The sequence below is a fragment of the Krasilnikovia sp. M28-CT-15 genome (assembly GCF_047159595.1).
Classification (GTDB): Bacteria; Actinomycetota; Actinomycetes; order Mycobacteriales; family Micromonosporaceae; genus Actinoplanes.
Window position 1 is genome coordinate 1,596,199 of record NZ_BAAGAK010000001.1, and the last position, 25,583, is coordinate 1,621,781.

The window sequence follows — 25,583 nt, forward strand, 5'->3', positions numbered from 1 at the left end:
CGGGGCAGGCCCATCTCGTCCTCGGGCAGTAGCACGCCGCCGATGAACCTTCACCATTTGTCTAGCTACGGTTACCGACCGATGACGAGGGCAGTTCCGGGTACTAAGTGGCGATGTAGCCTGCGAAGAGGTGGTGGAACGGCGATCCCCTACCGGTCAACGACATCAGCTTGAGCCGCTTCCGGTTCCCGCCGCCCTCGGCCTCGAAGGTTATTCGATCATTCGACGTGGCGCGTGCGACTACGGACTTTCTCGTGCGCGTTTCCGGAGGGAGCCCGCATGGCCAGCGTCGCCGCGACGTCCGCTTTGCAGGAAAACGAGCAAGCACGACGCCCACCTCTGATCGGTCGGGGGATGGTCGTGGTGTTCATCGCGCTGATCGGCTGCTTCACCGCCTGGGGCGTGGCAGCCGACCTGACCACCCCGATGGTGGCCGGCTTCAAGCGGATCTTCGACATGAGCACGTTCCAGGCGTCGCTGGTCCAGCTGGCCTACTTCGGAGCGTATTTCCTGCTCGCGCTACCCGCAGCCTTCATCAACCAGCGCTTCGGCTACAAGGTCGGCATTCTGACCGGGCTCGTCCTTGCGGCGCTGGGCGCGTTCGCGTTCTATCCCGCCAGCCGGATCATGACGTACGGGGCGTTTCTGGTGGCCCTGTTCGCGATCGCTGCCGGCTGCTCGATTCTGGAGACCTCCGCGAATCCGTACGTCCTGTCACTGGGACCGGAGGAAACCGCCACCCGGCGCCTGAATCTGGCTCAGGCGTTCAACCCGGTGGGTACGAACATCGGTGTGCTGCTCGCCTCCACTCTCATCCTTCCCAGGCTCGCCGACCCTGTGGACATCGGATCGTTGTCGCCGGCGCAGTTGCACACGATCCGCGCCGGCGAACTCGGCGCGGTGATGGGTCCGTACCTCGGCCTCGGTTTCGTGCTGCTCATCATCGCCTTCGCGATCGCCAGCCAGAAGGCCCCACCGATCGTCGAGGAGTTTCCCGACGCCGGTCCCGCTGACAGCGGCACGGGCGGGCTATTCCAGGTGCTGTGGCGCAGCAAGCGTTACCGCTTCGGCGTGGTAGCACAGTTCTTCAACGTCGCGGCCCAGGTCTGCACCTGGACGTACCTGATTGTGTACGTGCAGCAGGCGCTTGGCGGCAGCCTGCAGAAAGGGGGCGCCTACCTGCAGCTCAGTTTGCTGATCTTCCTGGTGTCGCGCTTCTTCATGACCTGGCTCATCGGCCGCGTACGGGCGACGAAGGTTCTCGCGATCCTCGCGTTCGTGGCGGTCCTGCTGTGCGGGTTCGCGATGGTGAGCCCGAACCTGGCCGGCGTGTACGCCCTGGTGGCAGTGTCATTCTGCTTGTCGCTGATGTTCCCCACCATCTACGGCGTCGCCCTCAAGGGCCTCGGTCCCGCCACCAAGTTCGGCGCTGCCGGGCTGGTGATGGCCATCGTGGGTGGTGCAATCATGCCGTTGGTGCAGGGCAAGCTCGTCGACTTGACCAGCGCCGCGACCTCGTTCGTGGTGCCGGCCGCCTGCTTCGCCGTCGTCGGCCTCTACGCCCTGTTCGATCTCGCCGCCCGGCCCGGCGTGCACTTCACCGCCCGGGCGAACGCGGTCACCGGGAGCGCGTCATGACGGGCCGAGCGTCCGTGGCCGTCGCGCTGAGCATGGCCCTGGCGGTCAGCGCATGCGGCAGCCCGGAGCCGACCAGCGCCGCGAAGGAGACCAAGCAACTCGAGGTCATGTCCTGGTGGACCTCCGGATCGGAGGCGGCCGCCCTGAACACCCTGCTAGCCGCGTTCCGGCAGGCCAATCCCGGCGTCGAGCCGGTCAACGCGGCGGTCGCCGGTGGCGCCGGCTCCCAGGCGATCGTGGCGCTGGCGAAACGGCTGCAGGCGGGCAACCCACCCGACGTCTGGCAGACCTTCACCGGCAAGTCGGTCCAGGGCTACGCCGAGCGCGGGACGATCCGCGACGTCTCATCGGTGCTGACCGGCGACGTGAGTGCCGCGATGCAGCCGACGGTCCGACAGTCACTCAACCGCGGCGGCAAGCCGTACGGCGTACCGACGGGGGCGCACCGCAGCAATGTGCTGTGGTTCAACATCGGTCTGCTGAGGAAGGCGGGCGTCACGCCGCCGGCGGGCAACTACACCGTCGCCGCGTTCCTGAGCGACCTGCAGAAGGTCAAGGCCTCCGGAGCCACCGCCCTGTGCCTGGGCGGCAAGGACCCGTTCACCACCGTCGAGCTGTTCGAGAACACGTTGCTCAGCACCATCGGCACGGCCGGCTGGAAGGACATGGTCAACGACCGGCTCGACTGGCGCAGCGCGAAGGTGCGGTCAGCGCTGCATTCCTTCGGCGACATACTCGCCTACGCCGATCCGGACGCGAGCGCGCTGACCTGGGACGCGGCGACGAAGAAGCTCGCCACGGGCGGCTGCGCCTTCGAGTCGGTCAACGACTCCGCTTACGGGGAATTGATCGCTGGCGGAGCACAGGAGGGCACGGACTTCGGTGCCGCGGCCTTCCCCGGCACCGGCAGCAGCTTCCTCGCCGTCGTCGACGTGTTCGTCGCCGCCACCAAGGCTAAGAATGCGAAGAACGCGCTCGCCTTCCTGAACGGCATCAGCACGCCTGCGACCCAGGTCGCCTTCCACAAGGCCAAGGGATCCGTGCCCGTGCTGCGGAACGTCGACGTCTCATCGTTGCCCGCCTACCAACGGCAGTCCTCGAAGACTCTGTGGTCGTCCCCGGTGCTGTTGTCCGTGGCGCACGGCGAGGCGATGAGCCCAACCTTCCAGGAGGGCTTCTACGACGCCGTCTCGACCTACGTACGCACCAGAAGCACCGACGCCTTCGCCGACGACCTGCGAAACGCCGTAGCGAACGACACGATCCCCCAGCGCTGAACACACCAGAACGCTCCGCCCGGCGCCCGCGGGGTAGCTGTTCGCGGCGAGGGACCGAGCCGGCTGCTCGCGGACGACGCAGGTCCTGGCGCGCCGAGGATGGCAACTGGTCGCCGCGCATTCGCCTAACCAGCTCTCGGCTGGAGGCCGAGACAGTGACCGGAGTCGGCATTAGTCCTCATCGCTCCACGACACCTGCGCTCCAGGCAAGCGGGTTTCAGCCGAGACACCCGACCGTGACGTTCCGTAGCGAGCGGATCGCGGCAGATTGGTGCGTTCGGCCGCTAGCCGTTCTCCCGGCCGGGTAGTGGAGCCCCCGCTAGGAACGCCTCATAGGCTTCGCGAGCGTCGTCGTCGATCAGTGGCCTTTGGTTCGAGTAGCGCCCATCCGTTCGATCCCGTTTGGGGCCCGAGATCCAGAACTCTTCTCCGGTGTCGACGTCGTAGAAGTTCGAGTCGAAGTTCGCCCCGGCGGTGCCAGTGACACGGCGCAGAGTTCTCCCATGGACGTAAGCCGTCCGCCAGGTTCGGGTGAACTGCACGTAAGCAATCCAAGCTGGGCCACGGTCAGTGTCGTGTCCAGTCTTGAGCTGGACGTACATGATCCGCTCTGGCACCGTCGAAGACTACCGTCCGCAATAATGCCTCGGCCTCTGATTTGGCCCCCCTGCCGCTCCGCAACGCGGCCAGATCCGGACGCTGGTTGTTCGGTTCGGCCTCACCAATCGAGACCGACGCACCACTCGCTTCGCGGAATGACAGCAAGCCGTTCGCCCTCCATCGGCGGACGCCCCAGCGCGTCCTCCGCAGCCTGCGCACGGCCCCGCCGAGCCGGCAGACCCGGGCGTCGCGCGACTTCGCCGACCAGCAGCCACGACCCTTCAGCGACCTCGCGAAGCACGACATACATCGATTGCGGCCGTGCGACCCGGCCTGTGTCTGCCATGCTCCCATCTTGCCCGGCGACGGGAACGCGTCATCCATACAACCGCACATCGGCATGAGCGCTCGTTCTGCCGTTGCAGGCAGCGCGGAGCGTCACGGCCTCGCTGGGCGCTGTGCCCGATCGGCGGCATATCCGCGCATCCGGTGTTCTCCGCGCAGTGGTGCTACTACCGCTTCGTCCTGGACAGCCGAACGACGACGAACACCGCGAGCAGCGTTGCGAGCAATGTCAGCGAACCAGCCGCCAGCACAACGATCTGCCAAAGCGGCAGGAAGGGTGCTGCCGATTCTTCTGCCGCTGCCGCCAGCATTGAGAAATCCATGGCGGCACGATACCTGGACGATCAAGCCCTGGTCCGGTACGACGAAATCAAATGAGTCGAGGAGAGCCGGCTGAAGTCACTTCCAGCCGATCAGCGGAAATACGGTCGGCCGATCCCGTTGGTCATCGGGGCTGACTGGCCGGGCGAGCCTGTACGAACATCGCACTGATCTCGGCATGACAGTGCACCCGCAGCGAGGGGCCGGCCGCAGAGCAGGCGCAGCCAACGCTCAGCTCGGCGAACGCACGCAAGCCGATTGCGTTTCAGTTGGCGCGTGTGGCAGCGTCAACGGGCAGGATGCGTGATCGATGCGCGATCGACGGTTGTGGTGCGGAACAACACCGCCTGGCACTAGCCGACAGCCGCGCACCGCAACCAGCTGGACGAAACGGACTCAGGTGACACAAAGGGCACAGCCCAGCAGTGCCCGACAGCCATGATCGCGGACTCTTAATCCGTGGGTTGTAGGTTCAAGTCCTACGCGGCGCACCAGCAAGAACTCACCAGGGCCGATCTCTTCAGATCGGCCCTGACCCCTCTTCGTGACCCCAACGTCAGCCCTCGAACAGATAACCGAGCTTGTCGGTCGTCGATCGCTGAGCCTGCCGGGTGACGTCCACATAGATCAGTTTCGTGATCGTGGGGGGGAGCTGCGCCCGAGCACGTCCTGAATGCGCTCAACCTCGACACGCAGCCTTAACCTGCGTTCACGTACTGCCTACGGCGAGATCGGCGAGGTGATCCCACCCGCGGGTGTCGCCGCCGTGCTCGGCCTACCGGACGGGGAACCGACACTCGTGCGACGGCGCGTGCTGTACGCCAACGACGAGCCCACCCAGATCGCCCGACTCGTACTACCCCTGGTCCATCGCCAAGGACAGCGAGGGCCTGCTCCGGGTGGACTCGGGCCGAGGCGGCTCGTATTCACGGCTCGCCGATCTGGGACACGCGCTGGTCAGGTTCACCGAGGACGTCAACGTCCGGCTCCCGAACGACGCCGAGCAACGCACCCTCGAGTTGGAAGGCACACAGCCCGTGTTCGAGATCTGGCATGTGGCGTACACGGCCGAAGACCGGCCGGTCGAGGTCTGCATCCACGTGATGACCGGCCATCTCTCTGGACCTTGCGCTATGGCTGGGACGACGAGCAGCCAACCACCACCGCGGAGTCCTCATGATGCACGTCCAGCTCGCCACCGAGCAGTCCCCAGACCGACCGGTCAATGAAGACAACGCGTTCACCGTGGCCGGGCTCGTCGGTTCTCGATGGCGTCTCTGTCCCCGACGGCATCGAAACGGGCTGTCAGCACGGACCCGCCTGGTACGTTCAGCGACTGTCCGACCACCTGGCGGCCATCCACCAGGACGCCCAGGACCTCCCGCTGACCGCTCGCCCAGGCGATCCGCGCCGTCGCCGCCGACCACGACGGCACCTGCGATCTGGCACACCCCGGCACCCCGGCCTGCACCGTCTGCCTTCTCAGGCACCGCGGAGCCAGCGTCGAATATCTGGTCCTGTGTGACAGCCCGCTCGTTCTCGACCGGGATGGCCGGGTCGAGGTGATTTCCGACGACCGGTTCGACCAGGTGATCGCCCCGCTGCGCAGCGAGGCCCTGGCCGGCGGGTCCGCGCTCGATAGCGCCGAACACCTGGCTCGCATGCGCCGGGTTGTTGGCCAGCGCCAGCAGCTCACCAACCAGCGCGGCGGGTACTGGATTGCTACCGCGGCGCCGAGCGCCGCCTACCAGGCCGTCATCGGCAGCGCTGTCCTGACCGGTCCGCGCCGGCTGCGTCGGGCCGCGTGCTCACCGATGGCGCGTCCGCGGCCGTCGACCAGTACCAGTTGCTTGACTGGCGGGGACTGCTCGACGTGCTCACTGACCACGGCCCCCATGAACTGATCCGCCGTGTCCGCGAGGCCGAAACCGCTGACGGCGATGGCCACGCCCGCCGCCGCTACAAACGACACGATGACGCCAGCGCCGCCTTGTGTCTGTTCGAGGAGGATCAGCCGTGACCGCACCCAACCGCCACTCCGTCAGCGTCGCCGCCGTCATCACCGACGACCAGGACCGGGTCCTGGTCGTGCAGCGCCGCGACAACGGCCGGTGGGAGATTCCCGGCGGGATCCTCGAACTGCACGAGTCGATCCACGACGGGGTGCGCCGCGAGGTCCAGGAGGAAACCGGCGCCCTGATCGAACCTGACCAGCTCACCGGCGTGTACAAGAACCTCAAACTCGGCGTCGTCGCCCTGGTCTTCCGCGCCCGGATCATCGGTGGCGAACTCGGACCTACCGAGGAATCCGCCCGCGTTGACTGGTGGACCCGCGACATGGTGACCGACCAGATGGCCGAAACCTTCGCCATCCGCGTCACCGACGCCCTCGACACCGACCAACCCGCCATCCGCCTACACGACGGCGTCCACCTCATCATCGAGCAGCCAGCCGCACAGACGCCTGCACGACCCTGACCACGCAGGCGAGGCGAGCGGCATCTTCGAGGAGATCCACCAGGCCCGCGATAGGGGATGGGGACTTCGAACCTGCGAACGACGGATTAGAAGGGGCCGTGACGACGCGGACAATGGCTTCTACCAGGGGCTACAACTGCAGCGGGCTTGTCTCGTCTGTCTCTGACTTCTCCGAGGAACCGTAGTTCGTGCCACGGGTCGTGCCACGGCTAACCCCCTTGCTGTTGCACGACGTTCGGGCGACATGGAGCGGTGACGCAGAGTGTGCACTCCTGGAGCGCTCTTCTTCGACAACTCCCGGGATCGCGTCCTGATCGGAGTGTGAGACGTGGCTCCTCGGCCATTGGCAGGTCTCGTACTATCGCTTCCGGGCGTCGAGCCACCTGGCATCACACCCATACTGATCCCGGATGGCTCAGCCTGTCCTAAGTACAGGAAACGGCGATTACCCACCAGCGATTAAGGACGGGCATCAGGGGCGTCCGGTCACCATGAAGCCAGCCCAGTAGTACGGGTGGGAAAAGGGCTGAGCCGAACGCTGAGCATGCCTTAACGCGGTTGGCAGGTACTTATGCGGCAGCCTCGTCTGCGCCCAGGCCAGGAACTCGTCTGCGTTGAGTGATCGCACGAACAATTCGGCCGTTCGTAGAGCCCCGGGAACGCTGGCTCCTTCCTTCAGCACTGCAAAGAACCGGTCGAAGAGAATTGCCGTGGCGACGGCATCGACCAGCCAGAGACTACTGACGACGTAATCCACGCCAGCAGCGAGGAATGCGGAGCCGATACCGACCTGTTCGGTAGCGAGTTCCCTCCGGGCCAGCCCTGTTTCGCAGGCTCCCAGGATAACAGTCCGCCAAGAGGAGAGGTCCAGGGTTGCCAAAATGTCCGAGAAGTTGACTGTTCGCGACCCGGCGTCCAACTTCAGGCCGCTTTGTAATGGGCGATCTGGATTGAACTCTCCGTGGCATGCGAAGAATAAGTCTAGCTGTTGGGGGCGTTCATGACTGATAGACTCGTCCGGGCCTGACGATGAGGTCTCAGCTGCCCAGTCATTCGGTGTCGGCAGATGCACCAGCACGTGCCCGAATAACGGATCGAGTTGTTGCAATTCAGAGTTCTGGCTCGTGGGCGGCGTCTCAATTAGCGGAGCCAGGGACGCCACTTCAAACCACTCTGGGTTCCTCATGACACGCTCGATATTGAGCAGAGAAGCAGATGATGCCAGTCCCTCGAAAAAGTCGGCTCCAGCGTCATCATAAACCATCGTGACGTTGGTACTCTGCGCCTGAGCAGGGACCCGTCCCTGGAGGACTTGTAGCATATCGAATCCCTGATTGTAGACGAACTCAAACCGCTGCAGCAACGGCTCGCCGTCGACTTCGAGAATGTGCCAGGGAAAGCTGCCGGCCGGTCGGTACGGCAGCAAGACGAGTCTATCCGCGTTCAGTTCAGCCAACAGGTGGGCAACCGTGTGGCCAGCCCCGTCCTGATAGTACGTAACCAGCTTGTCAATTGCTCGCTTGATGATCTCAGCACCGGCGGGGTGCGTCTTTGCTGCCCGAAGGGCATCGGCGAAGGCGCTCTGGGCTTCCGCGACGCCGGGTTCGGTGAAGCGCCGACAGTACTCAGCGTGGAAGTCTCTAAGATCACGTCCGAATCGCACGAAATAGGAGTCGAACTGACATATATCAATGGTCACGACCGCCGATGAGGCGGGTAGCTGAGAAGCAACGCTGCCGATCATTTCCGTTCGTGCCGAGACATTAGATGCTTGGTTTCGCGTCCAAAGCTTGCCGACGTAGTAGCGAAGTCTGTCCTCGGATCGGTCAGCGATCTGGTTGCAGTAGTCGTCGAGTCCAACGCGGGCAGCGGCCAACTCCAGATGAAAGACCCCTCTAGTCTCGGCCAGAGATGCACGCATGTCGCTAGGCAACAGACGGAGCGCTTGGATCTCGTACGCCAGTTCACCGGCGGTCGCTGACCCGTCCGCTGCAAGCTGGGCAAGAAAGTGCGATACCGAGTTGGTGAAGAAGGAGGTGCGCAATGCAGTGGCGGCATACGACGCAAATATCTGACGCTTGACAGCCCGGTCAGTCGGCACCAGTTGTGTTCCGAGGTGTTTCTCGAGCAACTCCAGACCTTGGCCATACGAGTCCAGAGCGGCCTCGACCTCCTCTTGGTACCGCAGCGCGTCCCCCAGCCGGTAGTGGCTCAAAGCGGCCCAGTACTCGCATCCGTCCTCGGCCTCAAACAGCGCCGCCGCTCTCAACTCGGCAGCCGCGGAACCAAAGCTCCTTCTCGCCGCTGAGGTTTTCCCTGCACGGCGAAGCTGTAGTCCCTGCGCAATAAGCGACGCCCCTACGAGCCTGCGTAGATGCCCGACCTCGGCGGTCACGTCGTGGGTGACCGCCAGCCCGAGTGCGGAGCGCCTCGAGCGGAGGGCGCCCTCTGTGTCATCCTCATTCGCCAGAAGATCACCGAGAATACGTCCACCAAGAATCTCCCAGTACGGAATGTTCTCGCTGCGTGCCCGACGAATGAAAGAAGACAATGCCATCGGGTTCTGCGGGAGTGCGTCTGGGCATTCAATGCCGAGATCGATCGCTGTCAACTCTGTGTACTGATGTGCATTGTTGGGGTTGGACTCAGCATATTGAAAGGATCTTCCGGACCGCTGCAAGTAGATCATCCGAGCCCACAGCAAGTGCTTGGCAATGCTGCGGGTCTCCTGCCATGGCGTGCCTTCGCTGTTCGCGGTGAGGGCGATTGCCGCGTCCAGGTTGATAATTGCGGAGTCGTGGTTGTAGTTGATTTGGGCGCGACATAGGGTAAGCCGGGCCAGTCCCTCCAGGGGTGAGCCAGTGCATAGCCAGGCAAGTATGGTAGCTAACCCGTAACCGACCTTTCGATCCCATTTTACCCAGTCGTCGACTTCGGCGAAGAACCCTGGAACGGCGTTGAGGTCGGGGCACACTAATTCCGCCTGCCGCAACAGGTCCTCGAAATCAGGCGGATATGTGAGGTGTATCTGCCGATCAGGAATTGACCAGGTGTACAGCAGTGTAACGTTTGGCAGAGCGGAAACTCGTTTCACGAGCTCATGGTAAGGCTGCTGCTGCCAAGTTTTTAGATGGCGTCCGCTGGGCCTTGCAACGACGGTTACCACGTAGCTCTCACTTGGCCACGACGGTGTAGTTACGCTTGTCTGACAGGAATCGGGCGCGGCGGATTCTGCCGAGTACCACGTGCCGGACTTCAGCGGCTACCTCGGCGGCGACATCGAATGCGGTGCCGGGTGCGGAGCGGGTGATGACGTAGCCAATAAAACCGTTGCGCATCGCTTCATCCGCAACATACCACTCTACCGGGTTGCTCATGAATCCTGAGGCCTGGATGAGTGCGTACTCGCTCTTCCAGCGAAGTGGGAACGCGAGGCGGAGGCCGAAGCACTCCGCAACGGCTGGAGGCAGCACGAAGGAGAGGGCCTTAGAGACGTCCAATGATACTTCGCCAACGTCGTGAGCCCGTTCCACCGTCTGCGTCGTGGGAGCCAGGTCTTGAGCGACCACGTCCGCATCGTGGGCGTCGCTGTGGAAACGCAACTTCAGCCGCAGCCTCGTCAGCGCATAGCGTTCCGGCACAATGATGGTGAGCGGAACGGCGAGCAAGAAATAGTCATGGCCTTCACTTGCTTCCAGTGGAACCAGCAGTGGGGTCTCTTTCGACCTCGCACTTTCCAGTGACTCCTGCGGTAGCGCCACGGGCAACCGGAAGGCGATTTCGCCGAGCATTGTTTCGATCTCTGTCGCGCCAGCCTCTTCCGGCACTGGGCCGAGTTGAGCTTGTTCCAGATCTAGCTCGTCCCACTCGGGAATCTCGACCGGGCGCAATTCGACAGTGCTATTCATCCCGATCTCCATCTCCTCGGCGAACCACGCGTGGCGCGCTTTGCGATCTCGTCGGCAACTGTACGCCCCGAACTAGATTCTCACGTCAAGCAGAGGCCGACACAAGACGCGCCTGGGCCTCCGTACGCCATTCGGGTAGGCCAGTCCTTGTTCGGATCGCTGGCTCTGCCATTGCAGAAGGAGACTGGGATGTGCGGGCCGCAGGCCCGACTGATTAGAAATACCACCTCGACGCCGTGCGTCTTGTGGAGGGAACGCCCGATCATGCCGCGATCCGCACTCTCGACTGTTGCAGATCATCTGGCGGACGGCCGTCGCGCGTCACCCGGCGGAGGACACCGATGCCCGAGATGCCCGCCGAGATGCCCGCCGAGTGTTGCCGAATCTCTCTGTACTGAGATCAAGGCCGCGCTTCGCGCGGCGCGGCGCGGTGGCTGGTAAGCCGCCCCGCAGGGGCGGCGACCCCGGCTCGGCAAGCCTCGCCGGGGTCGTAAACACCACGACCGGGACTCCACCCACCGCGCCGCGCGAGGGCGGCTGATCCACGCCGGTGGTCGACCGTGATATCGACACGACTGCGTCTTCAGCTGCTGGTTTCCGTTTCGAGCTGGCCCGCCCGCACTTCCTCACGATCTCCGTCGCCTGTCTCAGCGGTGATCGCTTGCTGGTTGCGTATTTCGAGCAGAGGGTCGATCAGACGCGCCACGACTGGTCTGGCTCCGAGTCTGAGCTTCGCTGCTGGACAGCCCCACCCGCACGTCGCTGACCGACTCCGAATACGGCGCACTCCGGGCCGCCCTGGACGCTTGGGCAGGAAGCGTGGGTCTGCGGCTATTTATCGATCCGGGCGCGTGACGGAGCAGTTCCGAGGTCCGCGAATCGGGGGCACCTCGGCGCAAGATAATGCGGTGGGTGAGTTCTTTCGGTCGAAGCCTGATGCCCGGAGGGGAGCACCGAACCTCGGGCCGGGCAAGGGCCAAGCCGCTTCGCGGTCCCGTTCGGGGAGCCCTTGCCCGGCCCGAGAACCACCGCTCGTCGAAGACCATCAGCCTCCGGCCGAAGAACGCGAGGAGGGGTTGCAAGGTGATCACGGGTTCGGCTCAGAAGGGTCGGCCATTGCTGGACGGAACACAGGTAGATCACCCCTGGCCACTGGCCGGTGGACACTCGTGCGGCCGGGCCGCACAGAGTCTTACCTGATGACCGGATACGCATCGGGTCCCTGCACGGCGGGCAAGGACGCAGGGACGGACCAAGCGCCGCCGCCGTTTCGGATGGGTTCGGCCAAATAGCTGGGTAACTCTCGGAAGCCGACCGTGCCGCCACGTACGGCGGTGGCCGGCACATCGAAGAAAATGAGGCCGGTTGCGTACCTACCGTCGGGAATGTTGTACGCGCTAAATTCGCCCCGGCGTCGCTGAGCAGTCGGCGTGTAAACCAAGGCGTCGCTGCCGTCGAAGTAAAAATTCCACAGACTTACCCGCTCCCAGCATAGTTCTGCGGCGACCCGGACGCGCGCCACCAGCCACACCCGGCCGGGCGACCGAGGGGCCGTTCCGAGCGAACTAACGGTGTAGACGCCGCTGCCGGAGGGAATCGCCTCGCCAAGGCGCGGCCTCCCGGTACGACTTTCAGGAGCGCGGTCGGGGGCGCATGACAACCCGAGCGCGGCGGGGTTCACGGGCACAAGCGGGGCAGTCGGGGCGCGGCCGAGCGCGAACGGGTCGCCTGCAGCAAGGATTTGTTCCGCGAACGGAGATTCGGTCACAGGGGGCATAGGGGCTGTAAGCCACCCAACAAAAATCACGATCGCCACTACCGCGCCAGTCCAGACCTTCTTCATAGCCTGTGGCCCATCGGCCCCCGCGGCGGCTTCTTGAGAATACCGCGCGCATGTGACCTGCTGCGTGTTTCGGTACGGCGTCCCGCTCGGGTCGACCCAGCCGACATTCCTTGACCCCCGGCTGACCCCAACCGGCTGCACGATGAGCACCGGTAGCACTGCGGCAGGGGGTCTTGTCGCACCTGGTCACGGGCCCTGTCGTGAGGGAGCGGGAGCCCTCTTAATCCGTGGGTTGTAGGTTCAAGTCCTACGTGGCGCACGGTTAATCAAGGCTCCGATCAGGCGTTTTGCACCTGATCAGAGCCCTTCTCGTGTCCCTTGTGGACGTTTGCGTGGTCGATGCGTGCTCTAGAGCTTTGACACGTCGTGACACCGCGCGGTCGATGGGGTCAGGGGGCGCCATCCGACGGTGACCCCGCCGTATCCGACCGTCAGGTCCGCCGGCGGGCGGTACGAGAATCCTGGAAGTGCCTGGTCAAAGTCCTTTCAAAGTCTGCACCTAGTCGGTTCAAACAGTGCTGCCCCAGCCATCGGCTGGGGCAGCACTGTCGGTGTCGTCCGCCGGATCCCCGACCCGGCGGTGTCGGGTTACGGGCGCTGACCGGCCTTGTCGACGATGGCGACCCGCAGCAGCGCGTACTTGGAGATGACGTCGCCCGGCTTCAGGTTCGCGACCCTCAGCGTGAGCTGGCCGATCTTCTGGTCGGGCCGCCGGACCACGTGCGCGCCCTTGAGGTCGAAGTCGGCCGCGATGAGGTTGCTCCCCAGGTACGTGTACGTGGTCGGGTCGAACACCAGCTCCTCCCGGGTGCCCGCCTCGGTACGGGTCACCGCGACGCCGGTACGCCCCGAGGCATCCGCCACGTTGCGGCGTACCTCGACGCCGGGGATCCGCGCCGCGGCCCGGAAAGCGGCCTCCTGCACGGCCGGCAGCTGATTCATGGACAGAATCTGCGCGATCTGGGCGAACGCGGACTGGTCATCGGAGAGTCGGACGAACCCTCGCGGCATCCCGTCCTGGCCGGCACCGATGGACACCCACGTCGGCCCCTTCGCGGCGAAGTCGTACAGGTATGCCAGGAGGTGGTCCGGATCGGTGGGGACCCGGCCGGACTGGTAGGCCGGCTCGGGCGTACAGGCGATCTTGGGTGTGCTCTCCGGCCGGTCGATGGTCTCCGCCTGCAGCCCGTTCTTGCACCCGTCGATGTGGGTGCGTACGGGCGACGTCGCCGTCTCCTGGACGACCAGCCCGTCCCGGGTGCCGTCCACCGACAGCCACGTCCGCGTGCGCTGCGGCCCGGAGACGGTGGGTCGCCCGAGAACGACCTTGCCGCTGCGATTCCGGTGGGAGCCGGCACTCGACTCGACCTCGACGGAGTCGATGAACAGGAACTGATCCGGCCGGGCGTCCATGGTCGGGGTGTCGGCGGTGTGCGCGGCGGCGAGCAGCAACACCTGCCCGGCGTCCGGCAGGGCCCGCGGCGCGGCACCGGCCTGCGGCGCGGCACCGGGCGGTGCCGGACGGCCACGCGTGTTGTCGGGCAGGTATCCGGACACCAGGGCCAGGGCGACGCCCGCGGCGGCCACCGTGGGCATACCGATCCGCCAGGCCAGGCGTACGCCGCGCACCGACGACAACAGCGATGGTCGACGAGCCGGCTGCCGCATCGCGTTCATCAGGCGGTGGCGGACCTCGGCCGGTGGTTGCTCCTGCGCCGGGGCCAGATTCGCCCCGAACTCCTCGAGAATGGACAGGTCAGATTTCACGATGGTCCTCTCTGATCATTGCGGATCGAAACCGCCGAGTGCCCGGCGGACCTTCCGTCGAGCACGACTGAGTCGGGAACCCACGGTGCCCTGGGGGATGTTCAAGGAGTCGGCCACCTCGTCGTAGCTGAGCTGCCCCCACGCCACCAGCAGCAGCACGTCGCGGTCGCCCGGCGCCAGCGCGGCCAGGGCGGCGGCAAGAGGCCCCCGGGCCGCGTCGGCGACCACCCGGGCGGCCACCTGATCGGCCGGGCCGTCCTGCACCGTGTCGTACGTCGCGCGGGCCATGGCCCGGTAGCGCGCTTTCTCCCGCCGGTGGTGGGTGGCCAACTCCCGGGTGAGGATGCCGAACAACCACGGCCGGGCCTCCTGACGGCCGAGGTCGTAGGAGGCCCGCCCCCGGAATGCTGCGAGGAACGTTTCCGCCACGACGTCGTCGGCGATCTCCGGACCCACCCGTTGGTACGCGTATCGGTACAACATGGCGGCGTACCGGTCGTAGATGGTCGCGAACCGGTCCGGATCCGCCAACGATGCGCTGATCACCGCGGCGTCGGTGTCGATGTCGGCGGAGGTCTCGGCCACAGCCGGACTTACCGCAGCCATGAATGATCGGGCCGTTGCATCACGTCGAAACTCCTGTCCTCGGGTTACCTTCCACCCAGGTCTATGCGCGAGGCCCGATCCGTCTTCACGCTTTGATCCGTCGTTCCGGGGTACGCCGCAGGAGGCGCTGCGACGGCCTTCCATATGTTGATCACACTTTCCGCAGGTGTTCTAGTGCCCCCGAACAGGCTCATCAGCTGCGCGAGCGCGCCACCGCCCAGAAGAAATCCGCGCTAGCCAGAGAGTTCGGCATCAGCCGCGAGACGGTCAACCGCGTAGACCCAGATGTCGGTCCCCAAGGTGAGGAGCACAGGACGAGGATCGGCACCAGACTCTTCAAGGCGTCAGTCAGAGCTGGTCGGCTGCGCGGGTCGGCGAGAGCGTCGTTCAGCCGGGCGAGCAGATCATCAGGTGTGAACGGCTTGTCCACAAACGCGGTGAAGCAGGCGGGCCCGCTCGTCGTGCGCCGCGATCGAGCCGCTGACGACCACCACCGGCGAGCCGTGCGGGCCGCGGCCGCGCGGGTGGCGGCCTGCGCCGCCGACGGCGAACTCGGCGCGGCGGAACACGACATCCTCGCCACCCTGGCGCATATGCAGATCAACCGGCTGCTCGGTGTGGACCGCGAGGTCGAGGCACGTTGCTACGCGCTGTGGCGGCACGCACTCGGCTCGATCCTGCGCCCGCCGGACCGCTCGCGGCGAACGGAGGCCTCATGGCCAAGGCCTGGCAGCAGGCACACGGACATACTCGGCTGTGGGGCCGCGCGGTTGCGCTGTTCTGGCGGCTGAGCCCGGCGACGGTCGGCGGACTCGTCGTCGTGACGGTACTGGTGTCGGCCGTGCCGGCGCTCCGAGTGCAGCTGACGATGCTCGCCGCGAAAGGGGCTGACGGTCGCCGAAACCCCAGGCACGCGAGAGTGTCGGCCGGTCCCGCGACGGGCTCACCACGAAGATCCACACCGTCGCCGACAGCCGCGGCCGGTCCCTGGCCACGCTCATCACCTGGAACGATTCGCGGGAGCCTCACGGCGCATGCGTGGGGTCCCAGCCGGTCACGAGGCCCTCGTCGAGGCTGTCAAGGGTGACCATCTCCTCGGCGGTGAGGTCGAAGCCGTAGACGTCGGCGTTGGCGGCGATCCGCTGTGGCCGGGTGGACTTGGGCAGCTCGACGAGTCCCTTTTGCAGTCCCCACCGGATCAGAACCTGTGCGGTGGAGACACCATGGCTGTCCGCGACGTGGACCAGCGGTGGATCGGTGAGCTTGCTTCCCTTGGTCAACGGGCTGTAGGCCTCCACGGCGATGCCCGCCGACCGGCACAGGTCGACCACGTCGCGGCGCGAGCGGTAGTTGTACGGCGACAGCTCGATCTGGTTGACCGCCGGCGGCTGCTCGGCGTTGGCCAGCAGCTCGTCGAGGTGGCGGGTCATGTAGTTGCTCACCCCGATAGCGCGAACCCGGCCGGACTCCAGCAGGTGCTCCATGGCCCGCCACGTGTCGAGGCGCAGTCCCGGCACCGGCCAGTGCACCAGGTACAGGTCGACGTAGTCCAGGCCGAGCCGCCGGCGACTCGCCTCGAATGCGTCCAGGGTCCGCCGGTAGCCGTGGTCGTCGTTCCACAGCTTGGTGGTGACGAAGACCTGCTCGCGATCCAGACCGCTCGCGCGCAACCCGGCGCCCACGTCGGCCTCGTTGCCATAGACTCGAGCCGTGTCGATGTGCCGGTACCCGGCCGCCAACGCGGCCGTGACGGCCGCTCGCGTCTCGCCACCGGCCGCCGCCCGGAAGACTCCGAGCCCCAGCCGCGGGATGTGTACTCCCCCGCGCAGCTCGACGGTGTCGGACAGGCCCGTCAGCTGAACGTTCACAGCTCCTCCAGTGTCATCGTGGTCGCTCTCTCGATGTGGATGGGTCGGTTACGCGGCCCGGCGCCGCGGGCCGGCCCGGTCGATTCTGCACCGGTCTGCCACGGCCACGCCGCCGCGGCGGTGATGTCGCGGGCACTGTCCGAGGTTCTGGGTTGCGTTTGGGGAAGTACGTGCCTGGCCCTCGGTCCGTCTCGCGGTCGACCATGACCTCAACCAGGACGACACCACGAACCCCCACTCAGGCCGAGCATGAACCTCGCCGCGGCCGGCTAGGTTCTATCCTGCGGATAATGTCCGTCGGGGACGGCGCGGAGCCAGTCGAGCATTTCGACGAGGTCGAGGGTGGCCTGGTAGTTGGCGCCGAGCTTGTCGAATCGGGCGTGATCACCGACGAGGGCGGGGGAGTCCCGGTCGTCCAGCTCGAGACGGAAGCCAGCAGCCGAGGACGCAGTCATGTCGACATCATTTTCGACCCCTGTGGTGGATCAGCCGCCCGCGCCGGTCCAGACCATCGTCATAGCCTGATGCCCATCGGCGCCGCGGTGCCTTCATGCGAACACCGCCGCATGCGACTGCGGCGTGCTCGCGGTTGAGGCTGAGCTTGTTCAAGACTGGCCGTGGTAGTCACGTTTCTCGGCTTGATCGTGCGCGTCCAGTATCTAGCGGGCTGCACCCAGCGTGACGACGCGCGGAGCGCGCGCCGGCGCGCGCTCGGCGGCAGAAGAGGATGCTGGTGTCGACGACGGCCAGCGTTTTCGATCACGTCATTGATTGCTCTTCGGCCCGTTGATTCGACTACCTGTCGGCAAGTTCCAGGCGCTGCCTGGAACTTGCCGACGAGTGGAGGTGGCGGTCCGATAGGCTGTCCGGCTGTCCAACGGAAGGCTGACTGCATTGGCCACTGACCGTGTCCACCTGCCCGATTTTCGGTTGCTCACCTGGCGTGACGTCGACCCCGCCGCCCGTCCCGATGTCGACCTGGCAGGTGTGGCTGCGCTGGTGCGTTCGTTGCCGCCGGCTGCGGAGGTCCCGCCGGCCGGCACTGACTGGCGCCTCGCCGATTTCTGGTGGGACCGGATGACGGAGGCCCTGGTCGAACGCCTCGGCGACTGGGCGGTGGGCTGGCAGCACACGGTGGTGATGGAGGACTACCCGGGCCACGGTGTCATCCCGGTCTGGCTGGAGGTGGAGCTGACGATCACGACCCCTGCCGAGACCCTGAACCGCCTCGCCGAAGCCGTGGTGGCCTGGCACGAACTCACCGTCGAACTGGCCACCGACGCCCGTGGCCGGTTCGCTGCGGTGGCGCCGGCCACGACCGACAGCACCGGCGACCCGGTGGCCTGGCGGGCGGTGAAGGCACCCGGTATCGGCCGCTTCAACCCCGGGCACTTCACCCGCGGCGTACCCCACCCGGCGAGCCTGAGCTGGGCCGACGTCGATCCGCGAGACCGGGACTTCGATCCGGCGACGGTTGCGGCCGTGGTCGCCGCACTGGTCACGGCCGAGAGTCTTCCGGCCCAGGGCGCGGACTGGCGGCTGCGGGACCTGTGGCTGGAGAGCGTGTCGATGGGTTTCACGAAGCGGTACGGGCAGTGGACGGTCGGTTGGCGTTGGTCGGTCGGCGAAGGCGACCTCGACGGCGGGCCGGTCGGCAACTGGTGCTGCTTCTCCCATTCGGTCACGACCCCGGAGGCGACCGCCGCCACCGTCGGTGCCGCACTGATCGAGTGGCGCGACTGGCTGCAGGACACCGCCGACCGGTTCGACCGGTTCCTCCCGCTGGCCGCAGGCGACCTGGACGGCTGGGAACGTGCGGTCGCCCACCTGGTGACCGCCGTCGGCGACCGTACCCAGTACGAGTCCGCCTGGTACGGGTGCTGCACCACCGTCCTCGGCTGGTTCCTCGAAGCGGCAGGCATCGCCCCGGGCGAGCACAAAAGGCTGCTCGACCACGCGATCGGCGGCCGGTTCGACAGCTGGACCGAGCCGGACCCGGAACTCATCGCATCGGTGGCCGAGCGCCTGGCCGGGCGGGCGGCCGGTGCCTGACCAGCTCACGACCTGGCAGCAGGTCCGCGAGCAGGTGCCGTGGCGCGACGTCGTCCCGCACCTGCAGACCCCGGTTCCCGCCGCCCGCGACGGGTTCACCGCCCATGCCACGATCGGTGAGGACCGGCGACGGCAGAGCCTGTTGCTGGCCGCGTACGCCGACGCCCGGTACGCGGCGAGGACCGGAGCAGACCTCACCCCGGACCTGACGGCCCACTGGAACGGGATGCTGCGTGGCATCCCGGCCGCCTACTTCCGCGGAGGCCCGGCTTTCGCCAAGAACGGCCGGGACCGGTACGGGCTACACGCCGACACTCAGCAGCGGTACGCATCATGCCTGTCAGAAGCCGCCGACCAGACAATCCCGGTGGCGGCCCGCGCGGCTCGGGCCTATCTCGACGTCGCCTTCTTCCACCCCTACGACGACGGCAATGCCCGCCTGGGCGGTCTGCTCCTGCACTACCTGCTGCTGCGCGCCGGCGTCGAACTCGACGAGGTCCGCCCGATCCTCACCACGATCCGCCGTGCAGACGACCCGCAGGGCGCAGCCGACCTCGCCCGCCTGATACACGGCATCGCCATAGCTACCCACCGCCGCTGGCTCCGCTCGCCGAACCCTGACCGGCCGGCAACATCATGAACTCCGATTCCGATGGAAATGCTTCCACCGGTGCCCGCGGTTGAGGCCCATGCTGGCCAGATCGGCCACATCAGTCGCACTCACGGCGACGCAACAACTGCGCTCGGCACACGTACGCCCGCCGTGTGTGTCCGGTTATCGGCTTGTCGGAGTGGAAGCGGACCGCGACCATACTGCCGTGGGATCGGACTGGATCTGGGAACTGCGGGTTCCGACGGGCGCGGAGCCCGCTCTTCGAGAGCTTTACGCACTGGCCGCCGAGCGCGACCTGCGAACGGTCGACGACCCACACGTCGCGCTCGCCGCCATGGCGACGGGCAGGGAGAACGGCCAGCTCTGGACCAATGACGACATCGATATCTTCGTAAACTGGGAGAACGGGACCCTTGTGTGGGCGTTGGACGCGGCCTTCTGCCATCGCCGCCCAGTGCCGGAAGCCGACACGTTCCGTGAGTTGCATGCCCGCCTAACCTCCTTGTGGCTCGATGTTGCCCGGCGCCTGAACGCCGACGCTGGGCGGGTCCTCGATGAATGGTCGAGCGAGCAGGTATGGCATCTCGGCATTCACGAGGCCATTCACCCCGCCGGGGGCTGGCCGGCCGAGCTGGGGTGGTGGACCTATCTCGGCCCTGACCACCACCGGCCTGCGCCGCCGCTGCCCGAAGTGGCTACTCGGGCACGCCCGATGCCGAACGGTGCCCTGCTGGTCACGCTCCTCGACGACCCGGCTGCGGTCGACGCACTCCGCTATGAAGACATCCACACACGGTGGCTCCAGGCTGCATGAGCGTCGGCGGGGCCGCGCACCACTCGCGGCCATGAGGACGTCGCGGACCGGAGGGGTTTTGAACCCCCGGTGGGGCATGGCACGCCAGCGGCCCCACGTGCCATCGAGCCGCCGTGCGTACCCAGCATTCGGCTCTCAGCGCTGCAATAACCCGGCTCTGCCACCGGCCCCGACGCAGTATGCCGCCATCTCGTCCACCGAGCATCCGGGTAGCGCGACACCGTCGTCGTCTTGCAGGCGGCAGATCCGCGCATTCGACCGGAGCTTGCCGCCGGTAGGCAGTATGTCGGGGTGGATGCCATGTTCTTGCACCGTGCAACGCGCCGGTACCTGATCGATCGGTTCGACGCGCTCAGCCGACGGTATGCCGAGCGAGATCATGACGTCACCGGTCCGGAGGCGAAGCGCATCCATCCCCGCTATAACCTCGTCGCGGACATCCTGGAACAGGTGGAACGGCTTGATCCGGACGACCTTCCCGATACGGAGTCGCTCGCCGAGGTCTTGCTGACGGCAGCGGAGGTGGAACAGCCTTCGGATTCGCTGGCAGGCGACGACATCGAAGTCCAAGCGGTCCTCGACGAACGAGAACGGTACCGATCGGCGGTGCGGACCTTGCCCTCACGTCCGGACGTCCAGGCGGCTCCGCTCGGCTACCGGCGAGTGCTCACCGCTGACGAGTCGGCGGCTTGGCGCATCGCGATGCAACGCCGGTGGGGTGTGGAGAACGGCGCCTGGCATCCGATGCTGGCCGGCCCGGTACCACCGGGTGTTCTGGTACTGACTGATGCCGCGGTGTGGCGTACCGATGGTGTCGAGGTCGTTCGCCGGGTCGTGCGTGAGCTGGGATGCCAGCGTGTGGTCGAGCTGCGGGAGTACGGGGCCGACTACCTGCTGGACGTCGAAATGTTCAGCCCGCAGTACACCGGCGCCGAAGGACTGTGGACCGGTCTCCAAGACGACTGGATCGCTTACGCCTCGCACGAAGGCACCGTGGCGTTCGGCGGCTCCCTCGCCGGGGCTATCGCAACCAACTGGCCCGACCTGGACAGGTGGCGTTGGCGCGGCTGGAATGATCCCGTCTGACCGTCGGCGACCAGCGCACGGACAGCGGCAGAACAGTGCACCGAGAGGGTTACCATCGGCGATGATCACATCGATGGAATGGACGACGCTGCCGAGCAGGGATTGATCGCTGCTGCGGACGTAGGTGTCGTCGGCCGTGGTTGGCGGCGAGCCCTTTTCTCGGCGCGTACGCGGCGGTGACGGCTGCCCGCCGCGGCCCAGGCCGCGGCAACGCTGGGCTCCCGTCGTCTGTGCGGCAGTGCCGGCAGTACAGCGTTGGGAGCAGTAGCGGCGTGCACGAGCATGACCGGGCTGCCATCGCCGGGCACCGCGCCGACGGCAGCTGACCACGAACCCGAGTGGGCCACTCGGCGGCGGGTCCGTTGTGATCAGGTTCTGTTTCGATGACGACGGGATTCGATGTCGCGTAGCACATCGGGATCCCATTGGCTGGCGTTCCAGTCATCGCTGGTCGGAGTGGGCGACAGCGGCCACGCCGGGTCTCCCCCGGCGACCGGCGAGTAGTGTCCTGCACCGACTCGGTTGGCTTGGGCAATCAGGCGCAGGATCCGCGCCCGGCTGTGCAGTACCCCTCCGATCAGCGCGGCGGCTCCGAGGGCGCGCAGGGTCGCCTGGCTGAACAGGATCGCCGGGGCGGTCCGGTCGGTGGCTAGCCAGGCCAGGGCGACGCTGAAAACGAGGCAGGAGGAGTAGACGCGCAGGCCCCAGTGGCGGCTATACGAGCGGCCGGGGGAGCCGTGCGCCTCGGCGAGCTGGCGGGTGCCGCGGGCCCAGATCAGCCCGCTGATCACCTGGCCGAGGATGGCGGCGAGCAGGACCAGGTTGGCCAGTACGAGGCCAATGGCTGTGCCGGTGTAGGACGGGGGCAGCGGCCGGGCCTGGTCGTTCAGTGTGCTCCCGAGGACGGCCGCGGCGATCGCGGCCAGGGCGAAGAGGATGCCGAACCCGACTACGAACCCGGTAGCGACGTTCCAACCGGTGGTCCTGAGCGCGGGCGGAGGCGTCGAGGACCGGCAGGTGTGGCCTTGGCCGGGGCGTTCAAGTTCGGTTCCGCATTTCGTGCAGTGCAAGGTGCTCTCCTGAAGGGCGCGGCGGAGACCTCGCCCCGCCGGTTGAGCCGGGTTACCGCCGATCTCGTCGCGCGGGTAGGGATCCGCCGGGTTCGGTGCATAGAAGATCATGCCTGGTCGGCGCGGATCCGGCGACCCCGCGTTCCGCGAAGGCATCCATCCACCATCGCCGCGGGTGGCCCTCATTATCGAAGTCAGGCGCTCAAGCCCGAAGCGCTACAAGGGCGATCTCACGCACGCGACTCCGGCTTTGCGGCCAAGCGTTCATTCGTCTCCTGGATGATGCGGCGGATTTCCGCCGCCTCCGGGCTGTCGCCTGAGTCCTTTTCGGCTTCCTGGCCACGGATGTACGCCTCGATCTCCTCTTCGGTCGGACCTGCGAGGTAGTCGTAGGAGGCGACGGAGACACCCTCGCAAACCTGGCGGGGATCGTCCTCGGACGCGTCCGGATCCAGATCCCTCGCCCACCGTGAGCCCATCGAGAAGATCGCGAAGCCGGGCTCGAAACGGTAGCCGATGTCAACGGGCTCGTATCGATAGCCTTTCGCTGCCAAATCGGCCACCACGTCGTCCATGAACCGAAAGGTCAGCTGGACGCCGTCGAAGAACACCTCTTCGCCGCCGTCACCGGAGTATCCGAGCTCAACCAACTCGACCAGTTCGTCATCCGTGTAGGTCAGCACCAGGAACGGGCTTGTCGCATACACCGCGCGGCTCTCCCGGCCAGGGTGGAGGGGCGGTCCCAGCCGACTCTCGACGACGTCGCGGGCCTCCCCGACCTTCGCCATCGCTACACCTTCGCCAGGCAGAATCTCCATGCAGCGCATGGTGCCAGGGCCGGGCCCGGATCGCCCACCCGCGGCCCGGACACAATGCGCGCCGCCGCGCACGGCGACGACGGCCAGCCGCTGCACATCGGTCACTTCCGCCCGATTCGCCATGACGGCCACAACGACGTCGAAGAGCGCGGAAATGGTCCCACGTTCTTCATGGCATGATCATCCGCTGTTGAGCCGTGAGATCCCGCTGCAGCTTGTCCCGCGCGAGGACGGTCACCCGCGACGGACGGACGGTAAGTCGGTGCAACTGTTTGACGACGATGACGTGGTGGTCACCCTCAGCCTGCGATGCACGGCGGGAGACGTCCAAGCGGCGGTCGCGATCTGCGTACCCGCCATCGAACGGCTCGGCCCCGTCGCGAGTAGTGCTCGCCTGGAGCCCAGTGACACCGGCGCCTGGGTATTCGACTTCATGTTCGTCACCTCGGCTGACACCAACGAGAACATCGACGCCACGGTCCGGCGGGCCCTCGCGCCTGTCCTGCGGTATTTCGACCTGTCGCCCGAACACCTCAGCTACGACCACGTACACCAGCAAACGGAGATCGGCGTAGACCTTCCCCGCTTCAGCAGGTACGCGGTGAACCGGCTCGACGCGGAGCCCGGTCGGGCGATCAGTAGGTGCATCGACGGTCCTGCCGACCCGGCGAGCGGACCGCGTTGGACCGGCGAGCTGGTGTCCTGCATCGACCAGCACGCCGTCGTGGCGCGGTTGCACGTCGGCCTCACCGCCACCGGGTTCGCCGCGGCCTTGGTCGAGGCAGCGGACGTGGCACGGGACGCCGGCGCTTTGGAGGTGCTCGTACAGCCCAGCACCGGCGGCTACGCCGCTGCTCTCCTGCTCGAACGGCCTGCGTTGGACACCGCCGATGCGCTGGCCCAAACGGCGCGGCTGCTGATCGAGCAGCATGGGCTGCACGGGGCACGTTTTGCGCTATATGACGTGCAGGAGTGGCAGATCGGCGTGTGCGAAAACCCATGGCGGCTCGGCCCATACGCGCTGTATGTGCGTCGAGGAATGGATCCGCTGAGTTCGGCCTACCCACCGCAAGAGCTGGCCGTGAGCAGCCACTTCGACGAGGCGGCATCCCAAACGCTGTACGCAACACTCAAGTCGCTGATCAGCATGCACATCTTCGTCTGCGCCGAGGTGGAGGGTCTCGACGGCATCGCCGCCCGCGACGTCGTCCGTGGGCTCGCACAGCGGATCACCCCACACGTCGAACCAACGGAACCCATCGAAATCAGCGAGCCCTATCCGGTCGACGGGGGCCGCATCGGCGTGACTGCCGTGGTGGGCTCCGTCGCGTTCGGCCCGGAACTAGCGTTAGCCGCCGCCATCGACGCGCTCGGCAGACAAGATTGGCAGCGTCCGCGCTACGACACGGACGGCTCCATCTACGCCGACTGGCACGCACCGGCCATGGGCGCCGACGGCATCACCTCCCTGCGGGTCATCGCCGGACCGGGCACGCTGCTAGCGCAGGAATAATTGAAGCCGATGTTGCGGCGACGCAGCTCGGCCACGGTGGCGGTGAGGTCCTGCAAGCTGCGGGAAAGCCGGTCAAGGGCGGGGACCACGAGGGTGTCACCGTCGGTGAGGAAGGCATCATGCTCGGATGCGTTCAACAGTGACAGTCGTGCATGAGATGGTTTGGCAACTGCAGCCGATCGACGAGCTGGAGGATGCGCATCGCAGGCAGACACTGCAATGGCTTAGGTGCACCGACGACGTGTTCCGGCGGATCAAGCCAGCAGTGCCGCCGCAACACCTGGTGTCCTACGTCGTGCCGGTTGATCCGGTAGACGGCAGCATTCTGCTGGTCGATCACGTCAACGCTGGCCTGTGGCTGCCGCCCGGCGGGCATGTAGAGGTCGACGAGCATCCAGCGCAGACCGCCCAACGTGAGGTCCACGAGGAACTCGGCCTCATCGCCGACCAGCACGAGCTCGCCGAACGGCCACTGTTCCTGACGGTCACACGTACCGTCGGCATGGACGCGGGACATACCGACGTGAGCCTGTGGTTCGTGCTCAGCTGCCCGCGTGAACAAGCCCTGACTCCTGATCAAGGCGAGTTTCACCGGGTGCGCTGGTGGACACCCGCTGAACTGCGAACAGCCGACACGTCGCGATTCGACCCTCATCTGCCGCGCTTCCTCGGCAAGCTTGAGCAGCACCGGACCACCCACGCCACCACGCCCGAGCCCGACGCCGTGCTCGGCTCCCACAGGCAGAAGTGGCCAACTGCCGGTTGACGCCAAGAAACAGCGGGTGCCCGGCCGATCGAGGCACAGCGGTGAAGCCAACCTGTTGGACCGACACACCACCCGGCACTCCACGGAATTCGCGGCCAGCCAGTGTCGGCCGCTCCATAGAAGGCGATCTCGCCGACGGTGCCGGTCATGTCCAGGTACGCCACGCCCCATTGAATCCGCGTGGCGGTACTGACGCTCGC

The 25,583-nt window shown here is 66.3% G+C and carries 24 protein-coding genes, 1 tRNA gene and 1 pseudogene; 13 read left to right on the forward strand and 13 right to left on the reverse strand.

The window, feature by feature from the left end; genetic code table 11:
* The first annotated feature begins 279 nt into the window (after positions 1-279).
* Together fucP and ACMCNO_RS07655 are read left to right on the forward strand one after the other, a co-directional pair.
* Positions 280-1,638: an L-fucose:H+ symporter permease gene (gene fucP, locus ACMCNO_RS07650; protein ID WP_412748696.1), complete on the forward strand. Its 1,359-nt coding sequence runs from the start codon at positions 280-282 to the stop codon at positions 1,636-1,638.
* Positions 1,635-2,915, forward strand: a complete 1,281-nt coding sequence (locus tag ACMCNO_RS07655) for an ABC transporter substrate-binding protein (RefSeq protein ID WP_412748697.1) — start codon at positions 1,635-1,637, stop codon at positions 2,913-2,915. Before fucP ends, ACMCNO_RS07655 begins: the two co-directional genes overlap by 4 nt.
* Before the next feature lie 284 nt (positions 2,916-3,199).
* Here the strand turns inward: ACMCNO_RS07655 and ACMCNO_RS07660 are convergent, their stop codons facing one another.
* A complete protein-coding gene (locus ACMCNO_RS07660) occupies positions 3,200-3,532 on the reverse strand; it encodes a hypothetical protein (protein ID WP_412748698.1) in 333 nt (110 codons plus the stop codon).
* A gap of 495 nt (positions 3,533-4,027) precedes the next feature.
* Positions 4,028-4,183, reverse strand: a complete 156-nt coding sequence (locus tag ACMCNO_RS07665) for a hypothetical protein (RefSeq protein ID WP_412748699.1) — start codon at positions 4,181-4,183, stop codon at positions 4,028-4,030.
* A 671-nt stretch (positions 4,184-4,854) separates the two neighbouring features.
* Between ACMCNO_RS07665 and ACMCNO_RS07670 the strand changes: the two are divergent.
* The 4 genes and pseudogenes from ACMCNO_RS07670 to ACMCNO_RS07685 all read left to right on the forward strand — a co-directional run.
* A pseudogene (locus ACMCNO_RS07670) lies at positions 4,855-5,019 on the forward strand (UTRA domain-containing protein); the annotation flags it as partial.
* A 61-nt stretch (positions 5,020-5,080) separates the two neighbouring features.
* Complete coding sequence (locus tag ACMCNO_RS07675; RefSeq protein ID WP_412748700.1) at positions 5,081-5,410, forward strand: UTRA domain-containing protein; 330 nt, start codon at positions 5,081-5,083, stop codon at positions 5,408-5,410.
* Between the two features lie 575 nt (positions 5,411-5,985).
* Positions 5,986-6,201, forward strand: a complete 216-nt coding sequence (locus ACMCNO_RS07680) for a hypothetical protein (RefSeq protein WP_412748701.1) — start codon at positions 5,986-5,988, stop codon at positions 6,199-6,201.
* Entirely contained in the window at positions 6,198-6,659 is a 462-nt protein-coding gene (locus ACMCNO_RS07685; protein ID WP_412748702.1) for an NUDIX hydrolase, read from the forward strand. The genes ACMCNO_RS07680 and ACMCNO_RS07685 overlap by 4 nt, the downstream gene beginning before the upstream one ends.
* A 472-nt stretch (positions 6,660-7,131) precedes the next feature.
* Here ACMCNO_RS07685 and ACMCNO_RS07690 read toward each other — a convergent pair whose 3' ends face one another.
* From ACMCNO_RS07690 to ACMCNO_RS07710, 5 genes are all read right to left on the reverse strand, one after another.
* Complete coding sequence (locus ACMCNO_RS07690; protein WP_412748703.1) at positions 7,132-9,753, reverse strand: CHAT domain-containing protein; 2,622 nt, start codon at positions 9,751-9,753, stop codon at positions 7,132-7,134.
* A 79-nt stretch (positions 9,754-9,832) separates the two neighbouring features.
* Positions 9,833-10,567, reverse strand: coding sequence for a hypothetical protein (locus ACMCNO_RS07695; protein WP_412748704.1), 735 nt, complete (start codon positions 10,565-10,567; stop codon positions 9,833-9,835).
* Positions 10,568-11,150: 583 nt separating this feature from the next.
* On the reverse strand, positions 11,151-11,273 hold the full coding sequence (locus ACMCNO_RS07700) for a hypothetical protein (protein ID WP_412748705.1): 123 nt from the start codon (positions 11,271-11,273) through the stop codon (positions 11,151-11,153).
* 1,725 nt (positions 11,274-12,998) lie between these two features.
* The gene (locus ACMCNO_RS07705) at positions 12,999-14,177 is read right to left on the reverse strand and encodes a CU044_5270 family protein (RefSeq protein WP_412748706.1); all 1,179 of its coding nucleotides are present in this window, start codon (positions 14,175-14,177) and stop codon (positions 12,999-13,001) included.
* A 15-nt stretch (positions 14,178-14,192) separates the two neighbouring features.
* Entirely contained in the window at positions 14,193-14,783 is a 591-nt protein-coding gene (locus ACMCNO_RS07710; protein WP_412748707.1) for an RNA polymerase sigma factor, read from the reverse strand.
* A 2-nt stretch (positions 14,784-14,785) separates the two neighbouring features.
* Here ACMCNO_RS07710 and ACMCNO_RS07715 point away from each other — a divergent pair, with 2 nt between their 5' ends.
* Positions 14,786-15,574 (forward strand): lantibiotic dehydratase C-terminal domain-containing protein, encoded by a 789-nt coding sequence (locus tag ACMCNO_RS07715; RefSeq protein WP_412748708.1) that lies wholly within the window; start codon positions 14,786-14,788, stop codon positions 15,572-15,574.
* Positions 15,575-15,808: 234 nt separating this feature from the next.
* Here the strand turns inward: ACMCNO_RS07715 and ACMCNO_RS07720 are convergent, their stop codons facing one another.
* Both ACMCNO_RS07720 and ACMCNO_RS07725 read right to left on the reverse strand, forming a co-directional pair.
* Positions 15,809-16,651, reverse strand: coding sequence for an aldo/keto reductase (locus ACMCNO_RS07720; RefSeq protein WP_412748709.1), 843 nt, complete (start codon positions 16,649-16,651; stop codon positions 15,809-15,811).
* A 269-nt stretch (positions 16,652-16,920) separates the two neighbouring features.
* Entirely contained in the window at positions 16,921-17,106 is a 186-nt protein-coding gene (locus tag ACMCNO_RS07725; RefSeq protein WP_412748710.1) for a hypothetical protein, read from the reverse strand.
* Positions 17,107-17,545: 439 nt separating this feature from the next.
* On the opposite strand from ACMCNO_RS07725, the gene ACMCNO_RS07730 reads away from it, so the two are divergent.
* From ACMCNO_RS07730 to ACMCNO_RS07740, 3 genes are all read left to right on the forward strand, one after another.
* The gene (locus ACMCNO_RS07730) at positions 17,546-18,703 is read left to right on the forward strand and encodes a hypothetical protein (RefSeq protein ID WP_412748711.1); all 1,158 of its coding nucleotides are present in this window, start codon (positions 17,546-17,548) and stop codon (positions 18,701-18,703) included.
* Positions 18,696-19,343, forward strand: a complete 648-nt coding sequence (locus ACMCNO_RS07735) for a Fic family protein (RefSeq protein ID WP_412748712.1) — start codon at positions 18,696-18,698, stop codon at positions 19,341-19,343. The genes ACMCNO_RS07730 and ACMCNO_RS07735 overlap by 8 nt, the downstream gene beginning before the upstream one ends.
* Before the next feature lie 178 nt (positions 19,344-19,521).
* Entirely contained in the window at positions 19,522-20,130 is a 609-nt protein-coding gene (locus ACMCNO_RS07740) for a hypothetical protein (RefSeq protein WP_412748713.1), read from the forward strand.
* A 43-nt stretch (positions 20,131-20,173) separates the two neighbouring features.
* On the opposite strand, the gene ACMCNO_RS07745 is transcribed toward ACMCNO_RS07740, so the two are convergent.
* Positions 20,174-20,300 (reverse strand) — tRNA-OTHER (locus ACMCNO_RS07745).
* Between the two features lie 121 nt (positions 20,301-20,421).
* Between ACMCNO_RS07745 and ACMCNO_RS07750 the strand changes: the two genes are divergently transcribed.
* Positions 20,422-21,216: a hypothetical protein gene (locus tag ACMCNO_RS07750; protein WP_412748714.1), complete on the forward strand. Its 795-nt coding sequence runs from the start codon at positions 20,422-20,424 to the stop codon at positions 21,214-21,216.
* A 368-nt stretch (positions 21,217-21,584) separates the two neighbouring features.
* On the opposite strand, the gene ACMCNO_RS07755 is transcribed toward ACMCNO_RS07750, so the two are convergent.
* Both ACMCNO_RS07755 and ACMCNO_RS07760 read right to left on the reverse strand, forming a co-directional pair.
* Positions 21,585-22,397 (reverse strand): hypothetical protein, encoded by an 813-nt coding sequence (locus ACMCNO_RS07755; RefSeq protein ID WP_412748715.1) that lies wholly within the window; start codon positions 22,395-22,397, stop codon positions 21,585-21,587.
* A 119-nt stretch (positions 22,398-22,516) separates the two neighbouring features.
* Positions 22,517-23,104, reverse strand: coding sequence for a hypothetical protein (locus ACMCNO_RS07760; RefSeq protein ID WP_412748716.1), 588 nt, complete (start codon positions 23,102-23,104; stop codon positions 22,517-22,519).
* A 190-nt stretch (positions 23,105-23,294) separates the two neighbouring features.
* Here ACMCNO_RS07760 and ACMCNO_RS07765 point away from each other — a divergent pair, with 190 nt between their 5' ends.
* Entirely contained in the window at positions 23,295-24,617 is a 1,323-nt protein-coding gene (locus tag ACMCNO_RS07765; protein WP_412748717.1) for a hypothetical protein, read from the forward strand.
* Here the strand turns inward: ACMCNO_RS07765 and ACMCNO_RS07770 are convergent.
* Positions 24,524-24,832 (reverse strand): recombinase family protein, encoded by a 309-nt coding sequence (locus tag ACMCNO_RS07770; protein WP_412748718.1) that lies wholly within the window; start codon positions 24,830-24,832, stop codon positions 24,524-24,526. The two genes, ACMCNO_RS07765 and ACMCNO_RS07770, sit on opposite strands and share 94 nt — an antisense overlap.
* Between ACMCNO_RS07770 and ACMCNO_RS07775 the strand changes: the two genes are divergently transcribed.
* A complete protein-coding gene (locus ACMCNO_RS07775) occupies positions 24,775-25,383 on the forward strand; it encodes an NUDIX hydrolase (protein WP_412748719.1) in 609 nt (202 codons plus the stop codon). The genes ACMCNO_RS07770 and ACMCNO_RS07775 overlap by 58 nt on opposite strands.
* Positions 25,384-25,583: the final 200 nt, after the last annotated feature.